Source organism: Pedobacter sp. AJM, assembly GCF_002197755.1.
In the GTDB taxonomy this organism is placed as follows: domain Bacteria; phylum Bacteroidota; class Bacteroidia; order Sphingobacteriales; family Sphingobacteriaceae; genus Pedobacter.
Window position 1 is genome coordinate 54,889 of the sequence record NZ_NHOT01000008.1, and the last position, 20,724, is coordinate 75,612.

Here is a 20,724-nt window from a genome sequence, read left to right on the forward strand (position 1 = left end):
CGCCTTTAGATGTGTCCTAAATTTCTACAAGTTGTGGAGAATTACTACAGTTTGTGGAGTGTATTATGATCTTCAATGTATGTGCTACATGAAAATTTTTGTAAAACTTTTCCACATTTTTATCGTATATATTTGGTTTTACCAATCTGGAAAGGCGAATAACCTGAGTTTTTCCACTTTTTTAAAAATTTTACCATACATTATTTCTTGCTTAATGTGCTGCTGGCTTGATATTTGGTTAAGGTTTGATATGGTAGCGTAAGCTATAAAGAACCAATTTTAACCAAAAACCCTAAAACTATGGCTTTCAAAGCTAGATTAAATTTTTCGGGCAAGGAGTACGATGTACTTCATTGCGCCTATGCGTTAAACCGTGATGTAGATGCTAAAGGAAGACCCTCTTCCGGAGTTTACGGCGGTACCATTGATATTGAGATTGAGTCAACCGAAGACACCTCCATTATCGAAGCGATGGTAAACAACCAGTACAAACCCATTACCGGAACCCTTCTGATTAAGAAAACGGAAGAAGATGCCAAAATGAAGGAGGTTAATTTCGAAGATGGCTACATTGTCAAGTATTCCGAAGGAATTAACATTGTAGGTGATCACCCGATGACGCTTAAATTCCAGATCTCGGCCAGAAAGCTGAAACTCGGAAATGCAGAGCATCTAAACGATTGGCCTAAAGCGTAAAAGAGGTAGAGGATAAAAAGGTTGAAGGTATAAAGGTTAATTAAACGCCGGATGCTCATGACCATGCTATTCACCACACGCCAGCCGCTAACCACAATTCATTTTTTTAAAAACATTTAAAACTTACCAAAATGGCATTTAAGACCAGATTAACATTAGGTTCAAAAGAATTTGATGTATTACAGTGCAGCTTTTCATTAAACAGGGATGTAGACGCTAAAGGCCGTCCATCATCAGGTGTATACGGTGGTACCATTAACATCGAAATTGAATCAACTGAAGATACTTCAGTCATCGAATCAATGGTGAATAACCAATACAAACCACAATCAGGAACGATTGTCTTCAAAAAAGGCGAAGAAGATGCTAAAATGAAAGAACTAACTTTCGAAGATGGCTATATCGTTCAATATAGTGAAGGTATTGCCGTGAATGACAATACGCCAATGACACTTACTTTCGTGGTATCAGCAAGGAAACTCAAACTGGGTAATGCAGAACACGAAAACGATTGGCCGAAGGCATAGTCTGCTTCAGGCAAAAAATAATATAGTTAAAGCGATTGGTATAAACCAGTCGCTTTTCGCTATCCGATTTTATTTATAACAGATTAGTCCATCTAAATTATTCGTTATTTTGATGTCCCGTCCAGGGACCATCTGAAGTTGATGCTTTCTCATTGCAGTTAACCCTATCTGCGATGGCAAAACATTCATATTTTTAGCGGTTATAAGGTGGACATTAAAGAAGCAACATTTATTTAAACCCGGCACGGTACGTGAATCAAATGAGTTCTTAAAAAGAACACCACATTCCTTTCTGAATAAAGTTTCAAGTAATTGTTGAACCACTGATTTATCGTCAATATGGAAAAGAAACTCCTTGCAGAAATCAATATTGAAGGCAAAGAAATTACACACTTTGCTTCTTTCAGTTTAAAACAGGCTTTTAATGATCATCATCATTTCGAACTTCGTTTTAACCACGACCATATGGGTGCGCCCGGCCTGATCAGTTTAGATGATAGCCGCGATTTTGTAGGTAAATCCTTAACTGCATCTTTTGGCCATTCGCAGGAAGGCATGCAGCATTTTATAGGGATTGTTGCCAAAGTAGAACTCTCGCAGAGTCATGGCTACCATGGGGTATTAATTGTAAGCGGCTATAGCCCGACGATTTTAATAGACCGTGGACCAGACCTGGGCTCTTATTTAGATAAAGATTTAAATGAGATTGTAAAACTGGCCACCAAAGATACGCCGGCCAACGATTTAAAGGTGGTGGCAAATGCAGACAGAGATACCTCAATCGACTACCTCATCCAATATAAAGAAAGCGACTTCGCCTTTCTTAACCGCCTTTCGGCAGAATACCATGAGTGGTTTTTCTATGATGGCAAACAACTCAATTTCGGCAAGCCCGATGTACAAAACGAAATCTCTTTATTTTACGGGCGGGATGTTCAGGAAATGCAGTATGCCATGGAAATCGGGCCGATCAAAAATAAACGGTTCTCCTATAGTCCAAATCAGAATGAAATGCTTCAGGGCGAAAGCACTGGAAAAACGGATGGATCGACACCAGATTTATCACATGCCATCAAAGCATCAAACCTTACTTACAGCAAAACCTTTAATCAGCCCGCTTTAATCCGGGTAGATAATTCGAACGATATCAAAAAGCTGGTCGAAAATGAGGAAAAGGCCAATACCAGCGAACTTTTAAAGGTTACCGCCAGAGGCGACAATGCAGAACTGAGCATTGGCAGCATTGCCGAAATTACAATGAGTCTTCGGAAAGAATTGGCATTTACCACCGAAAGCTTAGGTAAATTCCTGATCACGAGCATCAATCACCACATCAATGAAAACGGTAAATACCACCATACCTTTGAGGGAAGGATAGCTACCACCGAACGTATTCTGGTTAAAAATTTCGAAAAACCACAGCCGGATATGCAACTGGCAGATGTGATTGACAACAATGACCCGCAAGGGCAGGGACGGATTAAAGTAAGGTTTAAGTGGGAATGTTTAACCAATGATGTTACCGAATGGTTGCGGGTAGTTACGCCAAGTGCCGGAACAGGTGAGCGAGGCAGTAACCGGGGTTATTTTGCCATTCCTGAGGTCAATGACCAGGTGATGATCGCCTTTGAAGAAGGCAACATCGCCCGTCCGGTGGTGATGGGCAGCGTATACCACAGTTCGAGTGTGGATAGCAGCCCGCTGATTAAAAATCATCTCAAAAGTATCATCACCAGAAGCGGGCATTTACTGGAATTTGATGATAGCGAGGGCACACAAGGGATTAAGCTGACCGATATGCACCAAAACATTATCTACATCGATACCAAGGGCAATAACATTACCATAACTGCCCTGGAAAACATGACGCTGAATTGCAAGAATATGCAGATTAATGTAGGCGAGAATATGGATGTGCAGGTAGGGAAAGATCAAAGTTCTAGTATCGGAAATAACCAAACCATTTCAGTAAGTAAGGATATAAATACCACGGCAGGAAATAATTATTCATTAAGTGCTGCAGGAGATATCCAGGAAAATTCCGATCATAGAAAAGAATTTGTTTCCAAAGACTTTGTTCGCCAATCCGATACCTCAAATGAACTGGCAAGTGCCATTAGTATCTTTAGTCAGTCTGAAAATATGACCTTACAAAGTGGTAAAACGGTAGAAGTAAACAGTGCAGAAAAATCCAAAATGTTTTAAACATGGCTATTCAGAAAACCAGTACAAATATGAGCATCCGGGTTAAATCTGCCTATGAGTTAACCGTTACCGGAAATATGCAGAAAATGGCTGCCAAAGTTAATATTGAGGCAAGGCGGAATAATTTAATATTAGCCAGTAATAAGAAAGTTGTTGGGCAAGGTGGAAAATCAAGTTAAACATGGCGAACGTAAAATTTGGAAATTATAGTCCATCGGAAGAACCTAAAGATTCGGTTCAGTATGTGTATTACACCCGGGAAGGCGAATATCTTGGCGGCATAGCCGGAAGTGCTAAAATTTATATCACTACGAAAGAAAAATACGATCAGGCCAGTGCAGCAAAGAATTTTGAAACTGTAAACGACGAAACGCAATTGCTAAAATATAATGAAAAAGCAATTATGCATGGTGATTTTCGCTATATCGCTTATGTGGTTAGTCATGAATCTGGCGATGAGGATATTAAGGAGTTAAGATGTGTGGCTTTTGCAAGTTATAACCGCTCGGTTTCTAAAAAGAAAACCTGGCGGGAACTGCTGGCATCCAGCTATTCTTCTGTACCTAATAAAAAAGAACTTCCGGATAAGAATGAAAATAAATCTAAACTGGCCAGGTATGCTGTAATTGATGTTTTACGTGGAATCGAAGACCTTACTGATGGTGCTGAGTTCTGGGATGGAACTGACTTTTTAGCCTGGGGAAATTCTGAACAAAATCCATATAATAAACTTGGCCAGAATAAATTTGATGAGTATAAGTTTATCGAAATACCAAAGGGTATCTATGATGATTTTGTAGCTGCTCAGGGTACAACAACCACAACCTATGGAGATTCAGGTAATCATGATTTGAAAAAAGATGCCGGAACCCATGAACATATAAAGGTAAAAGACAAAAAAGGAAATGAAAAATCGAAGATACGTTATTCAATTCCCGCGGCAGATTTTAACGATCAGGAACACTGGACGAGCGGAAACTTTTATTATGAAACCACTGCAAAAACTGCAAACGGTATTTCTGCAACCATCACCGCAGGTAAGAGTATTTTCTGGAAAATAACCCCTACACGTTTAACTTCAGAAACACCAGTAACACCATAAGATGAGTAAACTCGTAAACATATTTATATTTAACATACTCATTGCTTTGAGCTGCGTAGGGCAACAAATTAAAATGCCGACCACCCAGTATCGTGCTGTTTTAATTACAAAAACCGTTGTATCAAAATCTCCGAACGCAAATGAACGTAGTGTTAGTAAAATTTTATACACCACCACGCCATCTGGTGACGAATATTTTACCTATTTAATAGCAGATGGTTCGGTTTCTGAAGCAACCAGTTATAAATTTATTGACACTAAAAACGGTCTTTTCTTTATTTCGAATAGGCTGTTTTCAAATCAGGGTGAAACAGATAGCCTGCATATTGCATTTGATGATCGCAAACACATGGTTTTAGTGGGTAAAGCTGATCAATATGTTTTATTTCCTGCAAACTACAGTACCTTTAAACAGCAGGTCAATCAGAAACATCAGGTTTTGAGTTTGTTGAAATTATTGGAAGATAATATTGGTAATTATCCAATCGAAAGCCTGCTTCCGTTGATGATGGTTTCCAAACAGGATAAATTTGGGAAGCAGGTTCAACAGGCTAAGATCACTACACCAAGAAGTCAGTCTGATGAAATTACAGATACCTGGACGTGCATTTACAATTATAATCAGGCTGGAAAAATCGTTTCTGTTAAAGCTTCTTCAGGTCAGGAGGTGCGTTTTGATAAAACGGTAACCTACAACACCGGCGGGATTGCCATTAAAGTGCATCAGAATATAGAAGACCGGCAGATTACGGATCGAAAGATGGCTTTTAATCCTCAACAAACTGGCGTAATAAAATGGACAGACCGGGTATTGGAAACAGGTCAGAATGTTCAGACAGACCTGGTCACTACCCTGATGAGAAGAGATATTCAAGCAGTTAAAAAAGCAAATCTGTCTCAGGCGGAGGTATTAAACTTAGTTAAACAAATGAAGTAAATGAATGAAAGCTTTCCATCTAATATAACGAAAAATATGCATCGTTAAATTCAGATAGCATTAGTGAGAAAGTTTAAGGATGGTAATTAACATTTTCTAAGTCATGAATTATAAAAGTTTATTATTTGATGATACCCATGTTGTTCAACAGGAGCAAAAGCCGGCTGAAAAGGTTGAAAAAGGCAATCAACCCATTCAGTTTGACGGGAATTTCGGGCTTGAAAGAAGATTAGGGAAAAATGGAGAAAAACAACAATATGGCTTAACCATTCTGTTTGAGGAAGACGGCAAATCGAACGAGATTAAATACGAGTTATCTGTAAGTTATCTAGGATTGAGTGATGAACATACCTTTTTATATCAAATAGACCGAACCAGCCCGGTTTATATTAATGAAATTATTCCTGATTTACTTGCGGATAAGCTGGCTTATGAGGCAGGGAAAATTTTTTATCCACTCGTCGTAGAAACCAGAAAAGATGGGAAATTTTTATCCGTTAAAAATAGTGAAGCGATCAGGAAAAGATGGATAAAGGCTAAAGCAGGTATTGAGGATTATTTTGAAGGCGTTTATGCAGCCAAATATATCCGTTTGATGGATGAACGTTTGGCTGACGATCATTTTATACAAATTTGTTTCAGGGACGATTGGTTTATTCAGACCTATTTTCAGTCGATTTACAAAAACTACCTGAAGGATTTAAGTGTGGAGGGAAATTTATTATTTCCCAACCTCGAACCTGTCGCATTGGGTTATAAAACAACAGAAACGGTGAGTCCACGTACCAATCATTTTGGTTCAATTATGTTACAGCATGAGGGGTATCTGGAGCAGGATGAAACGCAACAGGCAACAGGTGGTTATCAGGCCAAATACATCTTAAGTCCGGCTTCAAAAGCTGTACAAATCATCATTGCCGAATGGTGGATTAAAGAAATAAGCATGAAAAAGGTAACCTTAAAACTATTTACAATGGATAAACTAGATCATGAAAAATTACCGACAAATATATCGGCATCATCTATAGAAGGTTTAGTGTTTTTAGATGGCAATAAGACAAACAAAAGTAATAAAGGCTTTTGGAGTAAGTGGTTTTAAGCAACAAAAAATAAGAATGTTATGGCTGAAAAACATATTGTAGTACAGGGTGCAGTGTGCATGTGCAACTTTGGTACAGCTCCGGATAAGTTAAAAGTTTTAACCAATCAGAAAGATTATGCAAATGATGATCAGGGAAGCAAAAAACCGATAGCTACGGATAAAGATATCGGTACAACTTTTGAAAAAAATATGTTTGGTTCCTGCTCAAAAATGTATAATAAACCCTGTACGGCCTCGGTAACGAAGTGGTCTGGCTTTTATGAAGAAACTATGCTATCCAATGGTGGAAAAATTCTGCTGGAAGATAGCAAGGCAACCTGTCCTATTGGTGGTACCGATTGCATAAAAATTATCAAGCATGGGCAAACGGCAGAGCCGACCGCTCAAAATTTTGAAAACGTTAACGATGAAGTACAGAAAGCGCTTAACCCCATGATCGCACCCCGGGATCTGCAGGAAACGGATGAGGTAAATGATGGCGTTATTGACGGTTAATTACGATCAGGCTAAAAAAAGATGGCAAAAAAAGGCATAAAAAAAATAGTTTGGAACGGAGAAGGCACGGTTTATAGAGATAAATCTGTGCCCGGGCGTTCTATTGTGATCGCAGGCGGAACAACCGTGGGCTTTAAGGTAGGCGAATGGTTTCCCGGTACAACAGAAGCCGAAAAAAATAAGCAGGTTACCTGGTTTAGGCAATCTCATGATAAAAAGGTAGATTACTTTAAAGATACCCGGCCGAGTGCAAAGCCTTATACATTATTTATATCCAAGGCACAGGCAGGGAAAGTTGGTTATTACATAGAAGCTAGTTTAACTGGTTTTAAGGATTTATCAGGCGAAACCGGTTTGTTTGTACGGGCCTATAGTCCGCCGAGGGTAGTCAGTTCTTACTGGAAGGAAGATATTGAAGGAAATAATAATCAAATTTATGTAGGAAATCCTACACAATACAATGTGCCCCTTCATTTACATTTAGAATTAGAGGGCTTAAGCGGGTACAATTGCACCGTACATATTTATAATTGTGAGTTTAATCTATTTGGAGATAATAACCAGAAAATAAGTAAAACCTATACTCAAAAATGTATAAATGGCGTCCTGGATGTTCACATCAGTGCCCAGGATGTATTGCAATGGCGGAAGCAAATTGGGGCAGAAAAGCCTGTTGAACAGTTTTATGTCATGCTGACTGTAGAAGGCAATACAGGCTATGTGAAGGATACCACCCCCAAAGGTGACTTAAAACATGCCACGCATTTGTACATTAAAAATAGTTTCGGTAAATTAATCAATAAAGTGGTGCCCTTACCGAAAGGCAATAAGCCAATTGTGATTGGCGAAGAAGAAAAAAAACCGATTAAGTACGATCCTTGTTCTTTTACTCAGATTAATATCCATGACAGAGAGACGGTTAAAACAGTGTTTAACCATCTGGATCCGCATAAAATGGGCGTTTCACAGAAACCATTTTCTTTCGGCTTAAATATTTTTTATGGTACCGATCAATACGAGGTGCCTGCAGCTAATAAGCAAATGCTGAATAACGTTATAAAGTACCTAAAAATAAATTCAAGGGTAGAAGTATTGATAGAATCTTATGCAGATATCAGGAAGGATTATGCTTATAATGATGATTTGACCGAGAAAAGAGCAAATGCAATTTTGAGCTATTTCTATACACATGGAGTCCAAAATAAACTCACTGCATTTTCTTATGGTGAACGGAAAGCAAAGCAGTTTGACTATATCACCAATGAAGACCGACCAATCCATAGAATAAACCGTAAAACAGTACTCACCTTTAAGGTAAATAACTTAAATACTGTTTTTTATAATACCATTACCCCCAATATAGAAGATGCCGTTGATCTTGCCGTTTTTGTAAAAAATTATGTAACAGAAGGTTGTATGATGGGGGATGATAAAAAACAACGACATGACCATACCAAGATTAAGAGCAATGTTTTAGTGAACCTTAATGATTTTGAGCCTACCAATGAAATCCCGCTTAATGGCGATGAAAAAAGCAGAAAAGCAGACCTGAAAATATTTTCATTTGAAGGGGATATGTTTCCAACGGCAATTGGATTAAAGCCGAATAGGTATGAATTGGGTATTCATTCCTGTGCCTATTTTCAGAATCCAAATAAGGCCACACTGGTGATCAACGCCTTTACCGATGCTTTGTGGATTTTACAGGCCACTTACGATTTTGATGGGGATTATCCGATCGTTTACCGCGGTAAGGCCGAACCTATAAGCGTAATCAAGGGAATTAAACAGCTGGCGGCAAGGGCAAGGTTTTATATTGATAAGTACTTATCCGTTATAAAATACTTCCCCATGGGCAGTAGTTATGAAACAATGATAAACCTGGCTTTTGACTATTTTGTTTCGGAAGCAGAAATGTATGGAATAGGCTACGCAAAAAAATGGAATTATTTGGGCGGCAAATTTAACAAAATACAAAACTATACAGATGCTAACCGGGATTTGGTAGAAAAAGGGATTTTAACCCTTACTGTTTTAGTTATGGTGGTGGAGTTAATTATTGCTGTATTGACTATGGGCGAATCTGCTGCTACCAAGTTGCCTAAACTTAAAAAAGCGATCAGACTGCTTAAAAAAGCGGAAGAGATCAAAAAAGAGGTTGGAGATTTGGGCTTTGATTTTATATTTCCTAAAGTTGCCTTTACTTACGGCACCTATTTAGAAAAGCATGAAGATTTGGTGCATTACGTTACAGAGTTTAATGTAAAAGCCGAACCAGTAATTGGTATAAAGTTTGATAAAACGCTTAGTCTAAAAGACCTGATACAAAGAGCACTTACCAAAGAGAAAGTAACAAATAAAGATGGCAAGGAAGAATACGAGTATAACGATGATTTTAAAGATCTTAAAAGGGAAAAAATAGACGATAAGGATCCGTTAAAAAATAATTTTGAGAAAGCATCCAGAAACTTTGCTAAAAAGCAGGTGGAAGGACAGATTGGAGAAGGCTTGCAAACTCTTTTAGATAGGGCTGGTGTTGATGCAAAAATCAGACTTATGTTTAGTGGCAGCATTAACCAGGAATATAAAATTAAAATATCTTCTCCTGCTCCTCATGAACAGTTTGCTGGTAAGGTTAATATCGCAAATACCTTAAAACAATCCTTTAGCAATAGTGCCGGAAAAGTAATTGGAGAAAACGCTATTAAAATGGAAGGACAACTGATGGCGAAAGGAAGAATTCAATTGGTAAACTGCGTACCTTTTGTGCCATTCAGTGTAAGTAACTTTCTTGGTCGCTTTGTAGCACCGATTGATGCTAAGTTACAAGCAAGTCTTGAATCTCATTTTGTACACACCCGCACCTATGGTGCAAACGAGGCCGAAGGCCTGTTTTATCAGGATGAAATTTATTTTTCGGGGATTAAGGGGATGGTTAAGTTAGGAGTTAGTAGAGAAAATGTGGATGGGGATGCTTCCTGGGATAAAAAAGATGAACATAATCTCATTGATACTAAATTTCATTTATTTAAAGATAAAAACTTTACAATGGCAAAAATTAATTTATTTTATAAAACCAATAATTAGAAATGAAAATCAAGTTCATGATATTTTTATTCCTCCTAAGTTTAGGAGCTTGCAAACAAAAAAGTAAATCTATGGATAACATAACACCTCCTATCACAGACTCCAACAAAGAAAAAATCACCGCACATAATTATTTGGAAGAACAATTAAAATATATTAAGACCTCTTCAAATGAACCATTATATTATATATATGTCAATCATGAGCAGTGCTTTTTCGAAATTTTAGTAAATGATGTTCCAAGATTTCAATATTTTGAAGAAGGATCTATAATGACCCCGATAAACTTAAACAACTATATTAACCGTTCTGGAAAACAAACTATTACCTATCGCTTGTATCCTCAAACTACAAAGAGACTAAATCACCTTACAGAATATACCAGTATTAAAATCGAATTATATGAAAGAAACAATGCCGATACTGTAAATGGTTTTGAACATCAAAAATTATTATTAACTCATCGTTCTGCCACCAAGACAGATGGAAAAACATTTATAGGTGATGGCAAAGATTATTACGAATTCAGCTTTGATTTCGATGCCAAAGTTTTATATCAATTAGAGGGTTGGGAAAATAGTAAAGACCTGAGTAAAATGGATCAGAAAGAATTGCTGTCAAAAACAGAGGAGGCCTATCGATATTATTGGCATTTGATTAAGGATAAGAGAATGGATGATTATTTTAGATTAAGATTTAGTGGTTATGTATCAGAGGCGATTTCTACCTATATGAATAAAGAAATGATTATTCAAAGTGGACCAGAAGATAAATTTATGTTTAGTGAGCCTACATTCAGACTTGAGCCTTTGAATAATTACAAAATGCACTTATATGGAAATGGAAAAATAGTTTGTTTGGAACAAACAAGTGAAGATTTAAGATTAAAAAATAAAACACCTATTTGGGGGAAATATAAAACGGCTGAAGATGAAACAAGAGTTAGATTTAATAAATTATACCTCCATATCCCAAAAGGAAAAGATACTTTTGAAATTTTATAAAAGTTAGGAGATAGGTCAAATAGGCAGATGAGGATGGTAATGTAAAAGGTAAATAGTACAAGGCCTTACAACCATGTCCCTAAAAGAGAAACTAATTTTGAAGTAATACAATAGTATATGATTGATAAATAGAGATGCCAGGCCAAATGCTTTTTAGCATAAAGTATAAAAGGGATAGTATAAATTTGTAAAAACTTAGATACTGTTTTACATATATAAAATCAGTTCCTATGAAACAAGAGTTGTAAAGTAACAACAATAATGGTTAGTAGCTTAAATAATAACCTTAAAATTCAAAACTTTTTTTGCAATATTGTTACTCTTGATAGTGTCTTGTAATGGACAAAATAAAGAATTGCAGAAAAAAGTAGACGATATACGATCATATAACATTTTCAAAAAAAACTATTATTTGAAAAACGCGCTCTTCTTGAGATAAAACAAAAGACTTAGTAGAGATATTTGATGCTTGAATTCAATAAAATAAGCAAGTAGATATAATTTACCAGATTCTATCTCCATGTCTCTAAAAGCAATGAATTTCGAAATAATTTGAGATTTTATAGGAATAAAATGAAGATTGATATTATTTGCCTGTCATCCTTACATAGTAAATGTGACAAGTAAAATATTACTGATATCCCTAAAGCAGAAAATACATTCAAAATTTATAACGATGATGAGAACACTATTTTTTTGTTTAGTTGCTTGCTTGCTGCTTAACTGTGATGCCAATAGGAATACTGTTGAACAACCTCCTATTACTGATGCTAATCTTGATAAAATTACAGCACAGAACTACATACAGAAAGAAATTAAGTTTGTTAAACCTTCTGAGCAGGGTATAAAATATTATTTTAGTGTATCGAACAATGAATGCTCCTATGAGTTTTTGGTAAATGACATACCTGTTTTTAGTTTTGATGATGAGGCTGCGGTAGGGTATCCGGTTTGCATAAATCCATATATCAGTAAATCTGGCAAGCAGTCATTTACCTATCGTTTATACCCAAAAAAATCAGATACAGACAGCGCTAAGTACCTGGTCGATGCCACCAGCGTAAAAATTAAGTTAGTTGGCCGTAACGAATCAGACAGGATAAATGCTTACAAAAACGAAAAACATATTTTTAGCCATAAGTCTGCCACAAAAGCCGACGGAAAAACATTTATAGCCTCTGGTAAAGATTTTTATGAATATACCATCACGTTTGATGCTGAGGTTCCATATACCATTCATGATGATATAGATAGTGAAGACCTTCGCAAATTAGACCAAAAATTATTGTTGGCCAAAACGGAAAAAGCTTACCATTATTATTGGGAATTGATTCGGGATAAAAAAATTAATGATTACGCCAGACTTGGGTTTAAAAGCGATATAACCGAAGTATTGTCTTTGTATATGGATAAAGAAACTTTGCAAGCCAAAAGGGAGGAAGAGAAAGAACTTTTCTTATTTCCCGGATTTAAAATTAAGCCCATGGAAAATTATCGTATGAAGCTTTATGGCAATGGTAAAATGGTATGCCTGGAACAAACAAATGAAAATAGAAAGTTTCGGAAGAGATCTCCAATATGGGGAGAAATTAAGGGTGAATATGAGGATTCAAATGTATTTTTTTACAAATTATACCTTTATATCCCAAAAGGTGAAGACACTTTTAGGATTTTATATAAAAGTGCAGGGTTTGACTCTAATCCTTTCTTTTAATTTGAGGGAATGTGGATAAATGTTTATAAACTTTTAAAAGGTCAGCATACCTTAGTTGTATGCAGTAAGGTTTTATAAACAAAAAATAAAAACTGCGTATTACCCTAGTTGCAGAGAATGATGATATTTATAGAACATTTGGAAAGTTTATTTGAAACAAGCGCCAATATACCATTGATGAAAATTAAATTATGAAATACTTATTTTTTATCTTAATGGGAATGACTATCATCTCCTGCCGATCACAAACCAAAACCGATCTTCTACCCTTAAAATTTGATGCAAATCTTTCAAGCTTTATCCAAAAAGATAAAGAACTAAAAAAGGGTCAAGATCCTAATCTGGGATTGTTAAGTTATACAACAAATAAACTAGATAATTATGCAATAGGTAGCGTTAAACTCTTAACATATGCCTTTCCTAATGGAAATCTGGCTGATTATAATAACCTAACATTGTTTATTACAGATAAAATAAAAAATAATTATTTAGGATTCAAGTATAATTCTGTAAATCAGGAAGAAACAAAGTCTATCCTTGACTATTTAAAAAAAACATATCCCGATTATATTCAGTCTGATAAAAAAGAAAGTGGTGAATCTTATTTTTGGGAAATATCAACACTAAATGCATGGATTTTTAGTTATCAGTCGATTTCAATTGATAAGAATAATAATAATTTTTTTAGTACCGATTTTATTCTTGTAAAAAAAGGAACACGGATGGAAAATAGTAAAGACCCTAAAGTGATAACTATAAAGGAATATTACAAAATGATGTATCCAGATTTACTCAAATAAACTTTGAAAAAATATCACTTTAAATTTTATTTGCTAAATCCTGGAATATGATATTAATTAATATCTCAATAAATAGTGCTTTAATAGGATTTTATCAGATTAATTTAAATTTTTAAAAAAATGTTTTTCTGGCGGGAATTAAATATTAAAATTATTTGTGCTCTTATTGGTATATCAATAGGATGTAATACTTCAAAGCCCATACAAATAGATGATATTAGTAATTTAAAAAAAATCGATTTAAGCAGCTATCAAAAAACAACCATTGCCGGAATTAATTATTACCTTTTGCCATTTGAGCAAGATTACACCATAAATCGTAAACCTTTTCCTAATGCAGAAATTGACTTCTACAAGTATAAAGAACGTAATAGGGTAGTGATACTAGAGATGCAGCAGCCTAAAAAGGTAATTGGGTTTTCACTCCAGCTAGTAAATGATCAGGATGCGAAAACAATAGTTAGCAGCCTGCAATCCAAGCATAATCTTCAATTTACAATTGATACAATACACAAAATAGATTATGGTTATAACTTCGAAAAAAGAAAATTCCAAAACTTCAACATAACCTATGTTAATTTAATACAAAAAGATAATGCTTTATATGACATAAGGCAGCAATTAAAAAAGAACCTTTCAAAAACAAATTAGCAATAAAACGATGAAACAACCATATTATCAATTAGATTTTAGTGCATCATCATGTAAATTCCAGATTAAAGTAAATGATATCGAAATTTTGTCAATGAATTTGGATGGGCAGACTGCCACAGATATTCCTATTAACGCAGCTGTTTTTGGAAGTGGCTTACAAAAAATAGAGGTTAAAGGTTATCCTTTGGACGACAAAAAAATTCTAAATCCGGAAGCTTATATCAGATATAAGATCGTAGAGCAAAATGTAGAAAATGGGCAGTTTATGTTTGTCTAAGGCTCAGAAAAATATCAAACACCGAAAGTCAAAGTAGGGGAGCCATTTATTTATCACACCACTAACTTTATTGCTGAAGTACCTTATGAATTACAAAGTTGGAATACTTTACGTAATATCAAAGATTTGAAAACGGATATTAAACCCTTTTTAATCAAGGCATATCAACGTTTGATTAAAAAAGCAAAGGAAGGCGATTATAAACCACTTATTGAAGTTATTAAAATCGTTGAAGCTAGAAATTCAAAAACCATGTACTTAAGTGAGCAAGAAACTAAGCAGCGTATAAAAAGTATTTTGGATGATATAAATGACGGATTTGAAATAATGGATTTGGAAGGTGGCCAGGTTTTATCTTATGCAGGTGATGGTAAATTGGTTCGGCTTGTTAGAACAGACGGAAACTCAGCGTTAGCATTTTCAAATAGCAAAACAAGTGAAGAATTAATACTCGATATTTGGTTTTGTTTGCCTAATGGAGAAAGTGATTTCGTTGTTTTTTAATTGAGGCATTCCAGAAATCTGTTAGAGACTTATATAGTAGCGAAGCGTTAATTACAAAAGCTGTATAATTAGTAATCATAACCAGAAAATAAGTAAAACCTATACTCAAAAATGTATAAATGGTGTCCTGAATGTTCACATCAGTGCGCAGGATGTATTGCAGTGGCGGAAGCAAATCTGGGCAGAAAAGCCTGTTGAGCAGTTTTATATCATGCTGACTGTGGAAGGCAAAGATTATTATGAATTTAGCCTTGATTTCGATGCGAAAGTGCTATGTTCTTTTAGAAAGTTGGGAGAATAGTAGAGATATTAGTAAAATGGATCAAAAGAAATTATTATCTAAAAGTAAGAACACTCCTGAACAATCTTCAGGCAGATTATAAGAATAAGGATTATTTACATTTTTGCAATGGCCTTTAAATCCTCGCCTCATCAGCAGGGGTTTTTATGACATAATTTTTAAGCTGCTCCAGTCGTTAAATCTGTATATTTGTGAACATGAAAAGGAAAATGATTTTTGTCTTATTTCTGGCGTTGCTCAACTTTGGTATTGCAGCACAAGTGAATGCCCAATGTGCCATGTGCAGCATCAATGCTGAACAAGGCAATAAGAATGGTAATACGGTTTCTGCCGGTTTGAATACAGGTGTACTCTATCTTTTAGCCATTCCATATCTCATGGCCGTGGTGGTTGGTGTGGTGTGGTATAAAAAATACCGCAAAAAGAATGTTCACCTGGACATGAAGAAAGAGCCCTTTCATTTGAACTAAGCCATGGCCGATCAAACATCCAAGCTTTACGCCATTGTGCATTGCAAATGCCCGCATTGCCGCAGAGGTGATATTTTTACAGGCAGCATGTATGGCTGGAACATTCAGCATACAAAAGAAGTTTGCAGGCACTGCGGACAAAGGATTGAAATTGAACCAGGGTATTTTTATGCGGCCATGTACGTGAGTTATGCCATGAATGTGATTGAAATGTTGCTGGCCAGTTTGCTTACCTACCTTATTTTTGGTCCCTTAACGGATGATACCTTCTGGCATTATCTTATTGTGATTTTTGCGGGCTGTTTTATTCTTTATCCGCTCAATTACCGGTATTCGAGAATTATATTACTGCATATTTTGTCGCCAAATATTAAGTACAAGCCGTATTATGATAAATGATAGGGTTAGTTGGAGATTTGGTAAGTTGTTTATAGATAGTGGCTTAGTCAATTCAATCCAACTCGTCAGCTGACCAACTTCACACCTTGCCAACACTACAGTTTACCAGATTAATATCTCAACAATGTTAAAAAAAGAAACTTTAAAATTTATAAAAGATGTGGCCAGCCACAATAACCGTGAATGGTTTGCTGAAAATAAAGCTAAATATGAGGAAGCCAGGGAAGACGTTTTAAACCTGGTTGCTGCACTTATTCCGGAACTTTCTAAAATAGATCCCACGATTTCGGCTGATACGGATGCGAAGAAAAGCCTGATGCGCATTTACAGGGATGTTCGTTTCAGTAAAAATAAAGATCCGTATAAAAATAATTTCGGGATCTGGTTTTCCGCAAAAGGTAAGGGCGGGAACGGACCTGGCTATTACCTGCATATTCAACCGGGCAATAGTTTTGTAGCGGGTGGTTACTGGATGCCTGAAGCGCCGGATGTTAAACTCATCAGGCAGGAGATCGATTACAATATCGGTGATTTTAAAGCGATCATCAATAACAAAGACTTTAAAAGTCATTTTAAATTGGGTACATCCAATGCATTAAAGAATGCTCCTAAAGGCTATGATCCGGCTGATCCGAACATCGAATATTTAAAACTTAAAAGTTTTGAGGCCACAATGAAACTGGATGACGAAGAATTTTTTAAGCCCTCAATCGTTAATAAGTTAATAATTTCTTTTGGTACGGTACAACCTTTAGTTGCATTTTTACGGAGCGCTATTGATCAGTAACCACAATTATTGAACTTGCTACTTAATACTAACATCTTAATACTAATATGAAAAACACCTTCTTCGCTTTTGCTGTTCTCCTGTTCGTCTCTTCCTTAAACTCATGTGTTGTTTTATCTCCGAAAAAGTATAAAGCCTTATTGGGCAGCAAAGACTCGTTGTATACTGCTTTCAATGAAGGACTGGTTAAGATAGAAAATCTCGAAAAAGAGGTATCCAGACTTAAAAAGGATACCACTATGATGGCCGAAGAATTGAGAGATCTTCAAAACAGCTACAATGAAGTAGATGCGAATTATAAAAAGCTTAAAAACAATTCCACTACTGAAATTACCAAATTATCTGGCGATTTAGCCGCAAGAGAAAAGCGTTTAAAAGAAGTTGAAGAAGTATTGCGCAAACGTGATGAGGCCACAAACTCGCTAAAAGAAAAGTTACAGCAGGCATTATTAGGCTTTACCAAAAGTGGCTTAACGGTAGACATTAAAAATGGTAAAGTCTATGTTTCTTTAACTGATAAACTGTTGTTCCCTTCGGGAAGTATTATTATTGATGATAAAGGTAAACAAGCCCTAACCCAGCTGGCCAATGTATTAAAGCAACAGCCGGAAATTAATATTGCAGTGGAAGGGCATACCGATAACCAGAAAATCAATAACCTGGGGCAAATTAAAGATAACTGGGATTTAAGTGTATTAAGGGCCACATCAGTTGTCCGTTATTTAACTGAAAATGAGAAGGTAGAAAGTGTAAGGATGACGGCTACCGGAAAAGGAGAATATCAACCACTTGGTGCAAATACCACTGCTGAGGGAAGAAGTAAAAACAGAAGAATAGAAATTGTACTGTCACCAAAACTGGATGAACTCTACAACCTGATCAAATAAAAATATGCCAGGCCTGTTGATCACCATCAACAGGCTTTTTTTATTCACGGTATGATTTTAATACTTTGAAGGTTTGTTCAAAATCTCCACCATTTAAGTTTGTATAATCCGGCATGGAAATTTTATGTCGTGATAAAAAGTTTAACAGCTGCTTAATGACGTTTGATACTTCTTCTGATTCTTCACCGTGTTTAAGGGCGTCTATTTTTAACAGGTAAAGGGTTACCTCCATCGTTTTGAAATCGGATTTTTGTGCTATTTTTAAGCCCTCATCGCATTCCACAATTGCCTGTTCATAGTGGTGAATACAATTATAAAAGCTGGCTTTAAAAACAAAAAAACCAACTGAAATAAACGGTGTGTAGTAGGTGTATTCGCTCCTGATAATTTTATCTACAAAATTAACGATCCTTTGTGCTTTCTTGTAATAATTCAGTTTTAGATAAGTATGGCCCAAGTGAATGAGCAGGAATGGTGAAAATACAGAATTCCTGATATGAAAAATATTGGGGTATTTATTCAGGATAGCCATAATGAAACGGTGGCATTCTGCATAGTTTTTCTGTGCAAACAATGTAATCAACACCAGCCGGTAGGAAAGAATTTCTGCCGTGGTAAGTGCTTCATTCTTTAATGGATGTGTGCGGTCAATCTGATGGCAAAGCTTAATAATTTTATCTTCAATTGCCCGCCCTTCATTTGGTTTGTTAATCAGGTTGTTATAAAAATATAAAATCAGGTCGTAAGGGTTAATAGGGAAAAGTTCATTCAGCCTTTTATATTTTCGCTTTAACAACTGCATGGTATTCACCAATGAGGCTTTATCGATATCAATTAATAAGATATTGCATTCTATAACGTGCAACATAATTTGCACATCCTCATTTAATACATTATCAGAAATATGTTTAACCGTCTCCTTGTATAACCTGCTCATGGTTCTGCCTGAAGCCAGCAAACTGATAAAATCTTCGCCAATGCTCTGTTTATTGAACATGGCACTTGGCTTGCTCAGTTCATATTTTGCAACACTGCAAATGAAATCAAAGGCTTTGTTTTTTTCTTCATTAGTAAAGGGAAGTGTTAAGATATTTTTGAGTTCGGAAATCTCATTTCTGATTACACAAAATCTGACCGCCCAATTTAAAATATTGTTTCTTAAGGGGGTTTTAGGCAAAAAGTGTTGTAATATATGTTCAAAAAACGCTTTGCTCGACCGGTATTTGAAAGTTTCGGTAATCTGGATAAATACGAAATACGTATAGATATCATTATTTAAAAAACGAACGATTTCTGTAGGTACAACCGTGCTTAACCTCTTTTCTTCAATTAAGATACCGGTATACAATAATTCTTCATAGGCTTCAGGATAGCTGTCAATATAGCTCAGTACGTTTTCTTTAGCTACTCTTAAACCTTTGTTCCCTATGGAAATATGCTCGGTTATTTTTTTTAGCAGAAATATTTTTTCGGTACTTTTTTTAGCTAAAAATATTTTTTTCTCCAGAAAATAATTGATCAGCTCGTAGCATAGCAACGGATCTTCAAGTTCCAGTGTTTTAATCTCATTGGAAAGCTTAAAATATACCTGTAGCCAGAAAGGGGTTTTGAATTGTGTGATTAATGGCTGGCTAATATCATCTATGGTAACCTGCTTTTTCTCAATATGACTGAGTGTATGTAAAATTTCATTGTTATTAAGCGGTGGAACGTTGCATAACGTATCTTCATCATAATATACGCCGGTATACCATGATTTGGTTAAAAATGCCGATCCGGTTAAAACAGGCTGCAGGTTTATCCAGGTGTGGGTACGTAAACTGATGACCGTTTTTAAGAAGTTATTCTCTTCAATGCTGTACAGAAAATCTACAAATAACTTAAACCGGTTGCTGTTTGCAATGTAATCATCGATGCCGTCAATGATAATAATAAATCGGCCTTCTTTCAGGTTGGGGTTATTTTTAAAATAAGTGACTAAATCACTCACACTGGCGAAATTGAATTCTTTTAAAAACCATTCCTTTAATGTTAATCCCGCCTGAATGGTGGTCATGATAGCATAGGAATTAATCATTAAAACAATATCATTTTTATATAGTGCATGGTCAGCATGGAAAAACTGCTCTACCAGATGGGCAACCAGGATAGATTTGCCATGACCAGGCTGGGCACTGATGGTGGCAAACTGATAATTGTTTTTTAGAAAGTAATCAAAATCCGGGTAATAGAAACTTCTTTTTGCCGTAAACTCAAACGGTACGCCAGAATTATTTTTCTTGTTAACCAGGGATGAGTCTGTAATGGCTTTAGCCTTTAGTTTTAAGGTTTGCCATAAACTCTGGTCAGCTGTAAGGTTATCTCTTTTATCTTTCGTAAAAGCGTCCCAGTCTGCATACCCGATATATTGCGATAAGCTGTTTAAAGTGAACAGCGAAAATTTATGCAGCGTATTGGCAAAACCAAAGAAACGTTTGATAGTGGTTTCACTAACGTAGTTTTTAGTTTCCTGAAATACATACTCAGAAATTACTTTACAATGTGCCGGATCAATATTTCGCAATCCTGATTTTGTAAGTACAAACTTCCTGAGTTCAATGAGGAGTTCGTTCGAGTTCATTAATTATAGAGATGATGACTTTGCTAATGTCATCAAATTTTAACAATAGGAGAAATGAATTAGGTAACAATAACGCTTATGAATAAAATGAATAGGATAGCTTATTGAAACAATGAATAGAAATGGATAAGTCAGGTTAAAGTCACGAATGTAGAT

Annotated in this window: 20 protein-coding genes; 19 read left to right on the forward strand and 1 reads right to left on the reverse strand. The window is 35.8% G+C overall.

Going from position 1 to position 20,724, the window contains the following annotated elements; translation table 11 throughout:
• The first annotated feature begins 300 nt into the window (after positions 1 to 300).
• From tssD (CBW18_RS15440) to CBW18_RS15525, 19 genes are all read left to right on the forward strand, one after another.
• On the forward strand, positions 301 to 696 hold the full coding sequence (tssD, locus tag CBW18_RS15440; RefSeq protein ID WP_025141859.1) for a type VI secretion system tube protein TssD: 396 nt from the start codon (positions 301 to 303) through the stop codon (positions 694 to 696).
• 131 nt (positions 697 to 827) lie between these two features.
• Positions 828 to 1,223, forward strand: a complete 396-nt coding sequence (gene tssD, locus CBW18_RS15445; RefSeq protein ID WP_088299806.1) for a type VI secretion system tube protein TssD — start codon at positions 828 to 830, stop codon at positions 1,221 to 1,223.
• 339 nt (positions 1,224 to 1,562) lie between these two features.
• On the forward strand, positions 1,563 to 3,428 hold the full coding sequence (locus CBW18_RS15450; RefSeq protein WP_088302225.1) for a type VI secretion system Vgr family protein: 1,866 nt from the start codon (positions 1,563 to 1,565) through the stop codon (positions 3,426 to 3,428).
• Positions 3,429 to 3,430: 2 nt separating this feature from the next.
• Positions 3,431 to 3,607, forward strand: coding sequence for a hypothetical protein (locus CBW18_RS21445; RefSeq protein WP_172406549.1), 177 nt, complete (start codon positions 3,431 to 3,433; stop codon positions 3,605 to 3,607).
• 2 nt (positions 3,608 to 3,609) lie between these two features.
• Entirely contained in the window at positions 3,610 to 4,530 is a 921-nt protein-coding gene (locus CBW18_RS15455) for a hypothetical protein (protein ID WP_088302226.1), read from the forward strand.
• Position 4,531: 1 nt separating this feature from the next.
• Positions 4,532 to 5,467, forward strand: a complete 936-nt coding sequence (locus tag CBW18_RS15460; protein ID WP_140418692.1) for a hypothetical protein — start codon at positions 4,532 to 4,534, stop codon at positions 5,465 to 5,467.
• Positions 5,468 to 5,570: 103 nt separating this feature from the next.
• Positions 5,571 to 6,566: a hypothetical protein gene (locus CBW18_RS15465; RefSeq protein WP_088302228.1), complete on the forward strand. Its 996-nt coding sequence runs from the start codon at positions 5,571 to 5,573 to the stop codon at positions 6,564 to 6,566.
• Between the two features lie 21 nt (positions 6,567 to 6,587).
• Positions 6,588 to 7,064, forward strand: coding sequence for a DUF4280 domain-containing protein (locus tag CBW18_RS15470; protein WP_088302229.1), 477 nt, complete (start codon positions 6,588 to 6,590; stop codon positions 7,062 to 7,064).
• Between the two features lie 21 nt (positions 7,065 to 7,085).
• Positions 7,086 to 10,151 (forward strand): OmpA family protein, encoded by a 3,066-nt coding sequence (locus tag CBW18_RS15475; RefSeq protein ID WP_088302230.1) that lies wholly within the window; start codon positions 7,086 to 7,088, stop codon positions 10,149 to 10,151.
• A 71-nt stretch (positions 10,152 to 10,222) separates the two neighbouring features.
• Positions 10,223 to 11,155: a hypothetical protein gene (locus tag CBW18_RS15480; protein ID WP_140418693.1), complete on the forward strand. Its 933-nt coding sequence runs from the start codon at positions 10,223 to 10,225 to the stop codon at positions 11,153 to 11,155.
• A 616-nt stretch (positions 11,156 to 11,771) separates the two neighbouring features.
• Positions 11,772 to 12,869: a hypothetical protein gene (locus CBW18_RS15485; protein ID WP_140418694.1), complete on the forward strand. Its 1,098-nt coding sequence runs from the start codon at positions 11,772 to 11,774 to the stop codon at positions 12,867 to 12,869.
• 191 nt (positions 12,870 to 13,060) lie between these two features.
• Positions 13,061 to 13,669, forward strand: coding sequence for a hypothetical protein (locus CBW18_RS15490; RefSeq protein WP_140418695.1), 609 nt, complete (start codon positions 13,061 to 13,063; stop codon positions 13,667 to 13,669).
• Positions 13,670 to 13,789: 120 nt separating this feature from the next.
• Positions 13,790 to 14,320: a hypothetical protein gene (locus CBW18_RS15495; protein ID WP_088302234.1), complete on the forward strand. Its 531-nt coding sequence runs from the start codon at positions 13,790 to 13,792 to the stop codon at positions 14,318 to 14,320.
• Between the two features lie 10 nt (positions 14,321 to 14,330).
• On the forward strand, positions 14,331 to 14,600 hold the full coding sequence (locus tag CBW18_RS15500) for a hypothetical protein (protein WP_088302235.1): 270 nt from the start codon (positions 14,331 to 14,333) through the stop codon (positions 14,598 to 14,600).
• A 126-nt stretch (positions 14,601 to 14,726) separates the two neighbouring features.
• A complete protein-coding gene (locus CBW18_RS15505) occupies positions 14,727 to 15,104 on the forward strand; it encodes a hypothetical protein (protein ID WP_088302236.1) in 378 nt (125 codons plus the stop codon).
• 498 nt (positions 15,105 to 15,602) lie between these two features.
• On the forward strand, positions 15,603 to 15,875 hold the full coding sequence (locus CBW18_RS15510) for a hypothetical protein (protein ID WP_088302237.1): 273 nt from the start codon (positions 15,603 to 15,605) through the stop codon (positions 15,873 to 15,875).
• A 3-nt stretch (positions 15,876 to 15,878) separates the two neighbouring features.
• Positions 15,879 to 16,274, forward strand: coding sequence for a DUF983 domain-containing protein (locus CBW18_RS15515; protein ID WP_088302238.1), 396 nt, complete (start codon positions 15,879 to 15,881; stop codon positions 16,272 to 16,274).
• A 124-nt stretch (positions 16,275 to 16,398) separates the two neighbouring features.
• Positions 16,399 to 17,061: a DUF2461 domain-containing protein gene (locus tag CBW18_RS15520; RefSeq protein WP_088302239.1), complete on the forward strand. Its 663-nt coding sequence runs from the start codon at positions 16,399 to 16,401 to the stop codon at positions 17,059 to 17,061.
• Between the two features lie 47 nt (positions 17,062 to 17,108).
• Positions 17,109 to 17,948: an OmpA family protein gene (locus CBW18_RS15525; protein ID WP_088302240.1), complete on the forward strand. Its 840-nt coding sequence runs from the start codon at positions 17,109 to 17,111 to the stop codon at positions 17,946 to 17,948.
• Positions 17,949 to 17,988: 40 nt separating this feature from the next.
• Here the strand turns inward: CBW18_RS15525 and CBW18_RS15530 are convergent, their stop codons facing one another.
• Positions 17,989 to 20,568, reverse strand: a complete 2,580-nt coding sequence (locus CBW18_RS15530; protein ID WP_088302241.1) for a hypothetical protein — start codon at positions 20,566 to 20,568, stop codon at positions 17,989 to 17,991.
• Positions 20,569 to 20,724: the final 156 nt, after the last annotated feature.

Excerpts from the sequence above, each read along its gene's own strand:
- CBW18_RS15500 (WP_088302235.1), top strand. The coding sequence starts at position 14,331 with ATGAAACAACCATATTATCAATTAGATTTTAGTGCATCATCATGTAAA.
- CBW18_RS15525 (WP_088302240.1), top strand. The coding sequence starts at position 17,109 with ATGAAAAACACCTTCTTCGCTTTTGCTGTTCTCCTGTTCGTCTCTTCC.
- CBW18_RS15530 (WP_088302241.1), bottom strand. The coding sequence starts at position 20,568 with ATGAACTCGAACGAACTCCTCATTGAACTCAGGAAGTTTGTACTTACA.
- CBW18_RS15455 (WP_088302226.1), top strand. The coding sequence starts at position 3,610 with ATGGCGAACGTAAAATTTGGAAATTATAGTCCATCGGAAGAACCTAAA.
- CBW18_RS15515 (WP_088302238.1), top strand. The coding sequence starts at position 15,879 with ATGGCCGATCAAACATCCAAGCTTTACGCCATTGTGCATTGCAAATGC.
- CBW18_RS15460 (WP_140418692.1), top strand. The coding sequence starts at position 4,532 with ATGAGTAAACTCGTAAACATATTTATATTTAACATACTCATTGCTTTG.
- CBW18_RS15465 (WP_088302228.1), top strand. The coding sequence starts at position 5,571 with ATGAATTATAAAAGTTTATTATTTGATGATACCCATGTTGTTCAACAG.
- CBW18_RS15470 (WP_088302229.1), top strand. The coding sequence starts at position 6,588 with ATGGCTGAAAAACATATTGTAGTACAGGGTGCAGTGTGCATGTGCAAC.
- tssD (WP_088299806.1), top strand. The coding sequence starts at position 828 with ATGGCATTTAAGACCAGATTAACATTAGGTTCAAAAGAATTTGATGTA.
- CBW18_RS15520 (WP_088302239.1), top strand. The coding sequence starts at position 16,399 with ATGTTAAAAAAAGAAACTTTAAAATTTATAAAAGATGTGGCCAGCCAC.
- CBW18_RS15495 (WP_088302234.1), top strand. The coding sequence starts at position 13,790 with ATGTTTTTCTGGCGGGAATTAAATATTAAAATTATTTGTGCTCTTATT.
- tssD (WP_025141859.1), top strand. The coding sequence starts at position 301 with ATGGCTTTCAAAGCTAGATTAAATTTTTCGGGCAAGGAGTACGATGTA.
- CBW18_RS15510 (WP_088302237.1), top strand. The coding sequence starts at position 15,603 with ATGAAAAGGAAAATGATTTTTGTCTTATTTCTGGCGTTGCTCAACTTT.
- CBW18_RS15480 (WP_140418693.1), top strand. The coding sequence starts at position 10,223 with ATGGATAACATAACACCTCCTATCACAGACTCCAACAAAGAAAAAATC.
- CBW18_RS15475 (WP_088302230.1), top strand. The coding sequence starts at position 7,086 with ATGGCAAAAAAAGGCATAAAAAAAATAGTTTGGAACGGAGAAGGCACG.
- CBW18_RS15490 (WP_140418695.1), top strand. The coding sequence starts at position 13,061 with ATGAAATACTTATTTTTTATCTTAATGGGAATGACTATCATCTCCTGC.
- CBW18_RS15450 (WP_088302225.1), top strand. The coding sequence starts at position 1,563 with ATGGAAAAGAAACTCCTTGCAGAAATCAATATTGAAGGCAAAGAAATT.
- CBW18_RS21445 (WP_172406549.1), top strand. The coding sequence starts at position 3,431 with ATGGCTATTCAGAAAACCAGTACAAATATGAGCATCCGGGTTAAATCT.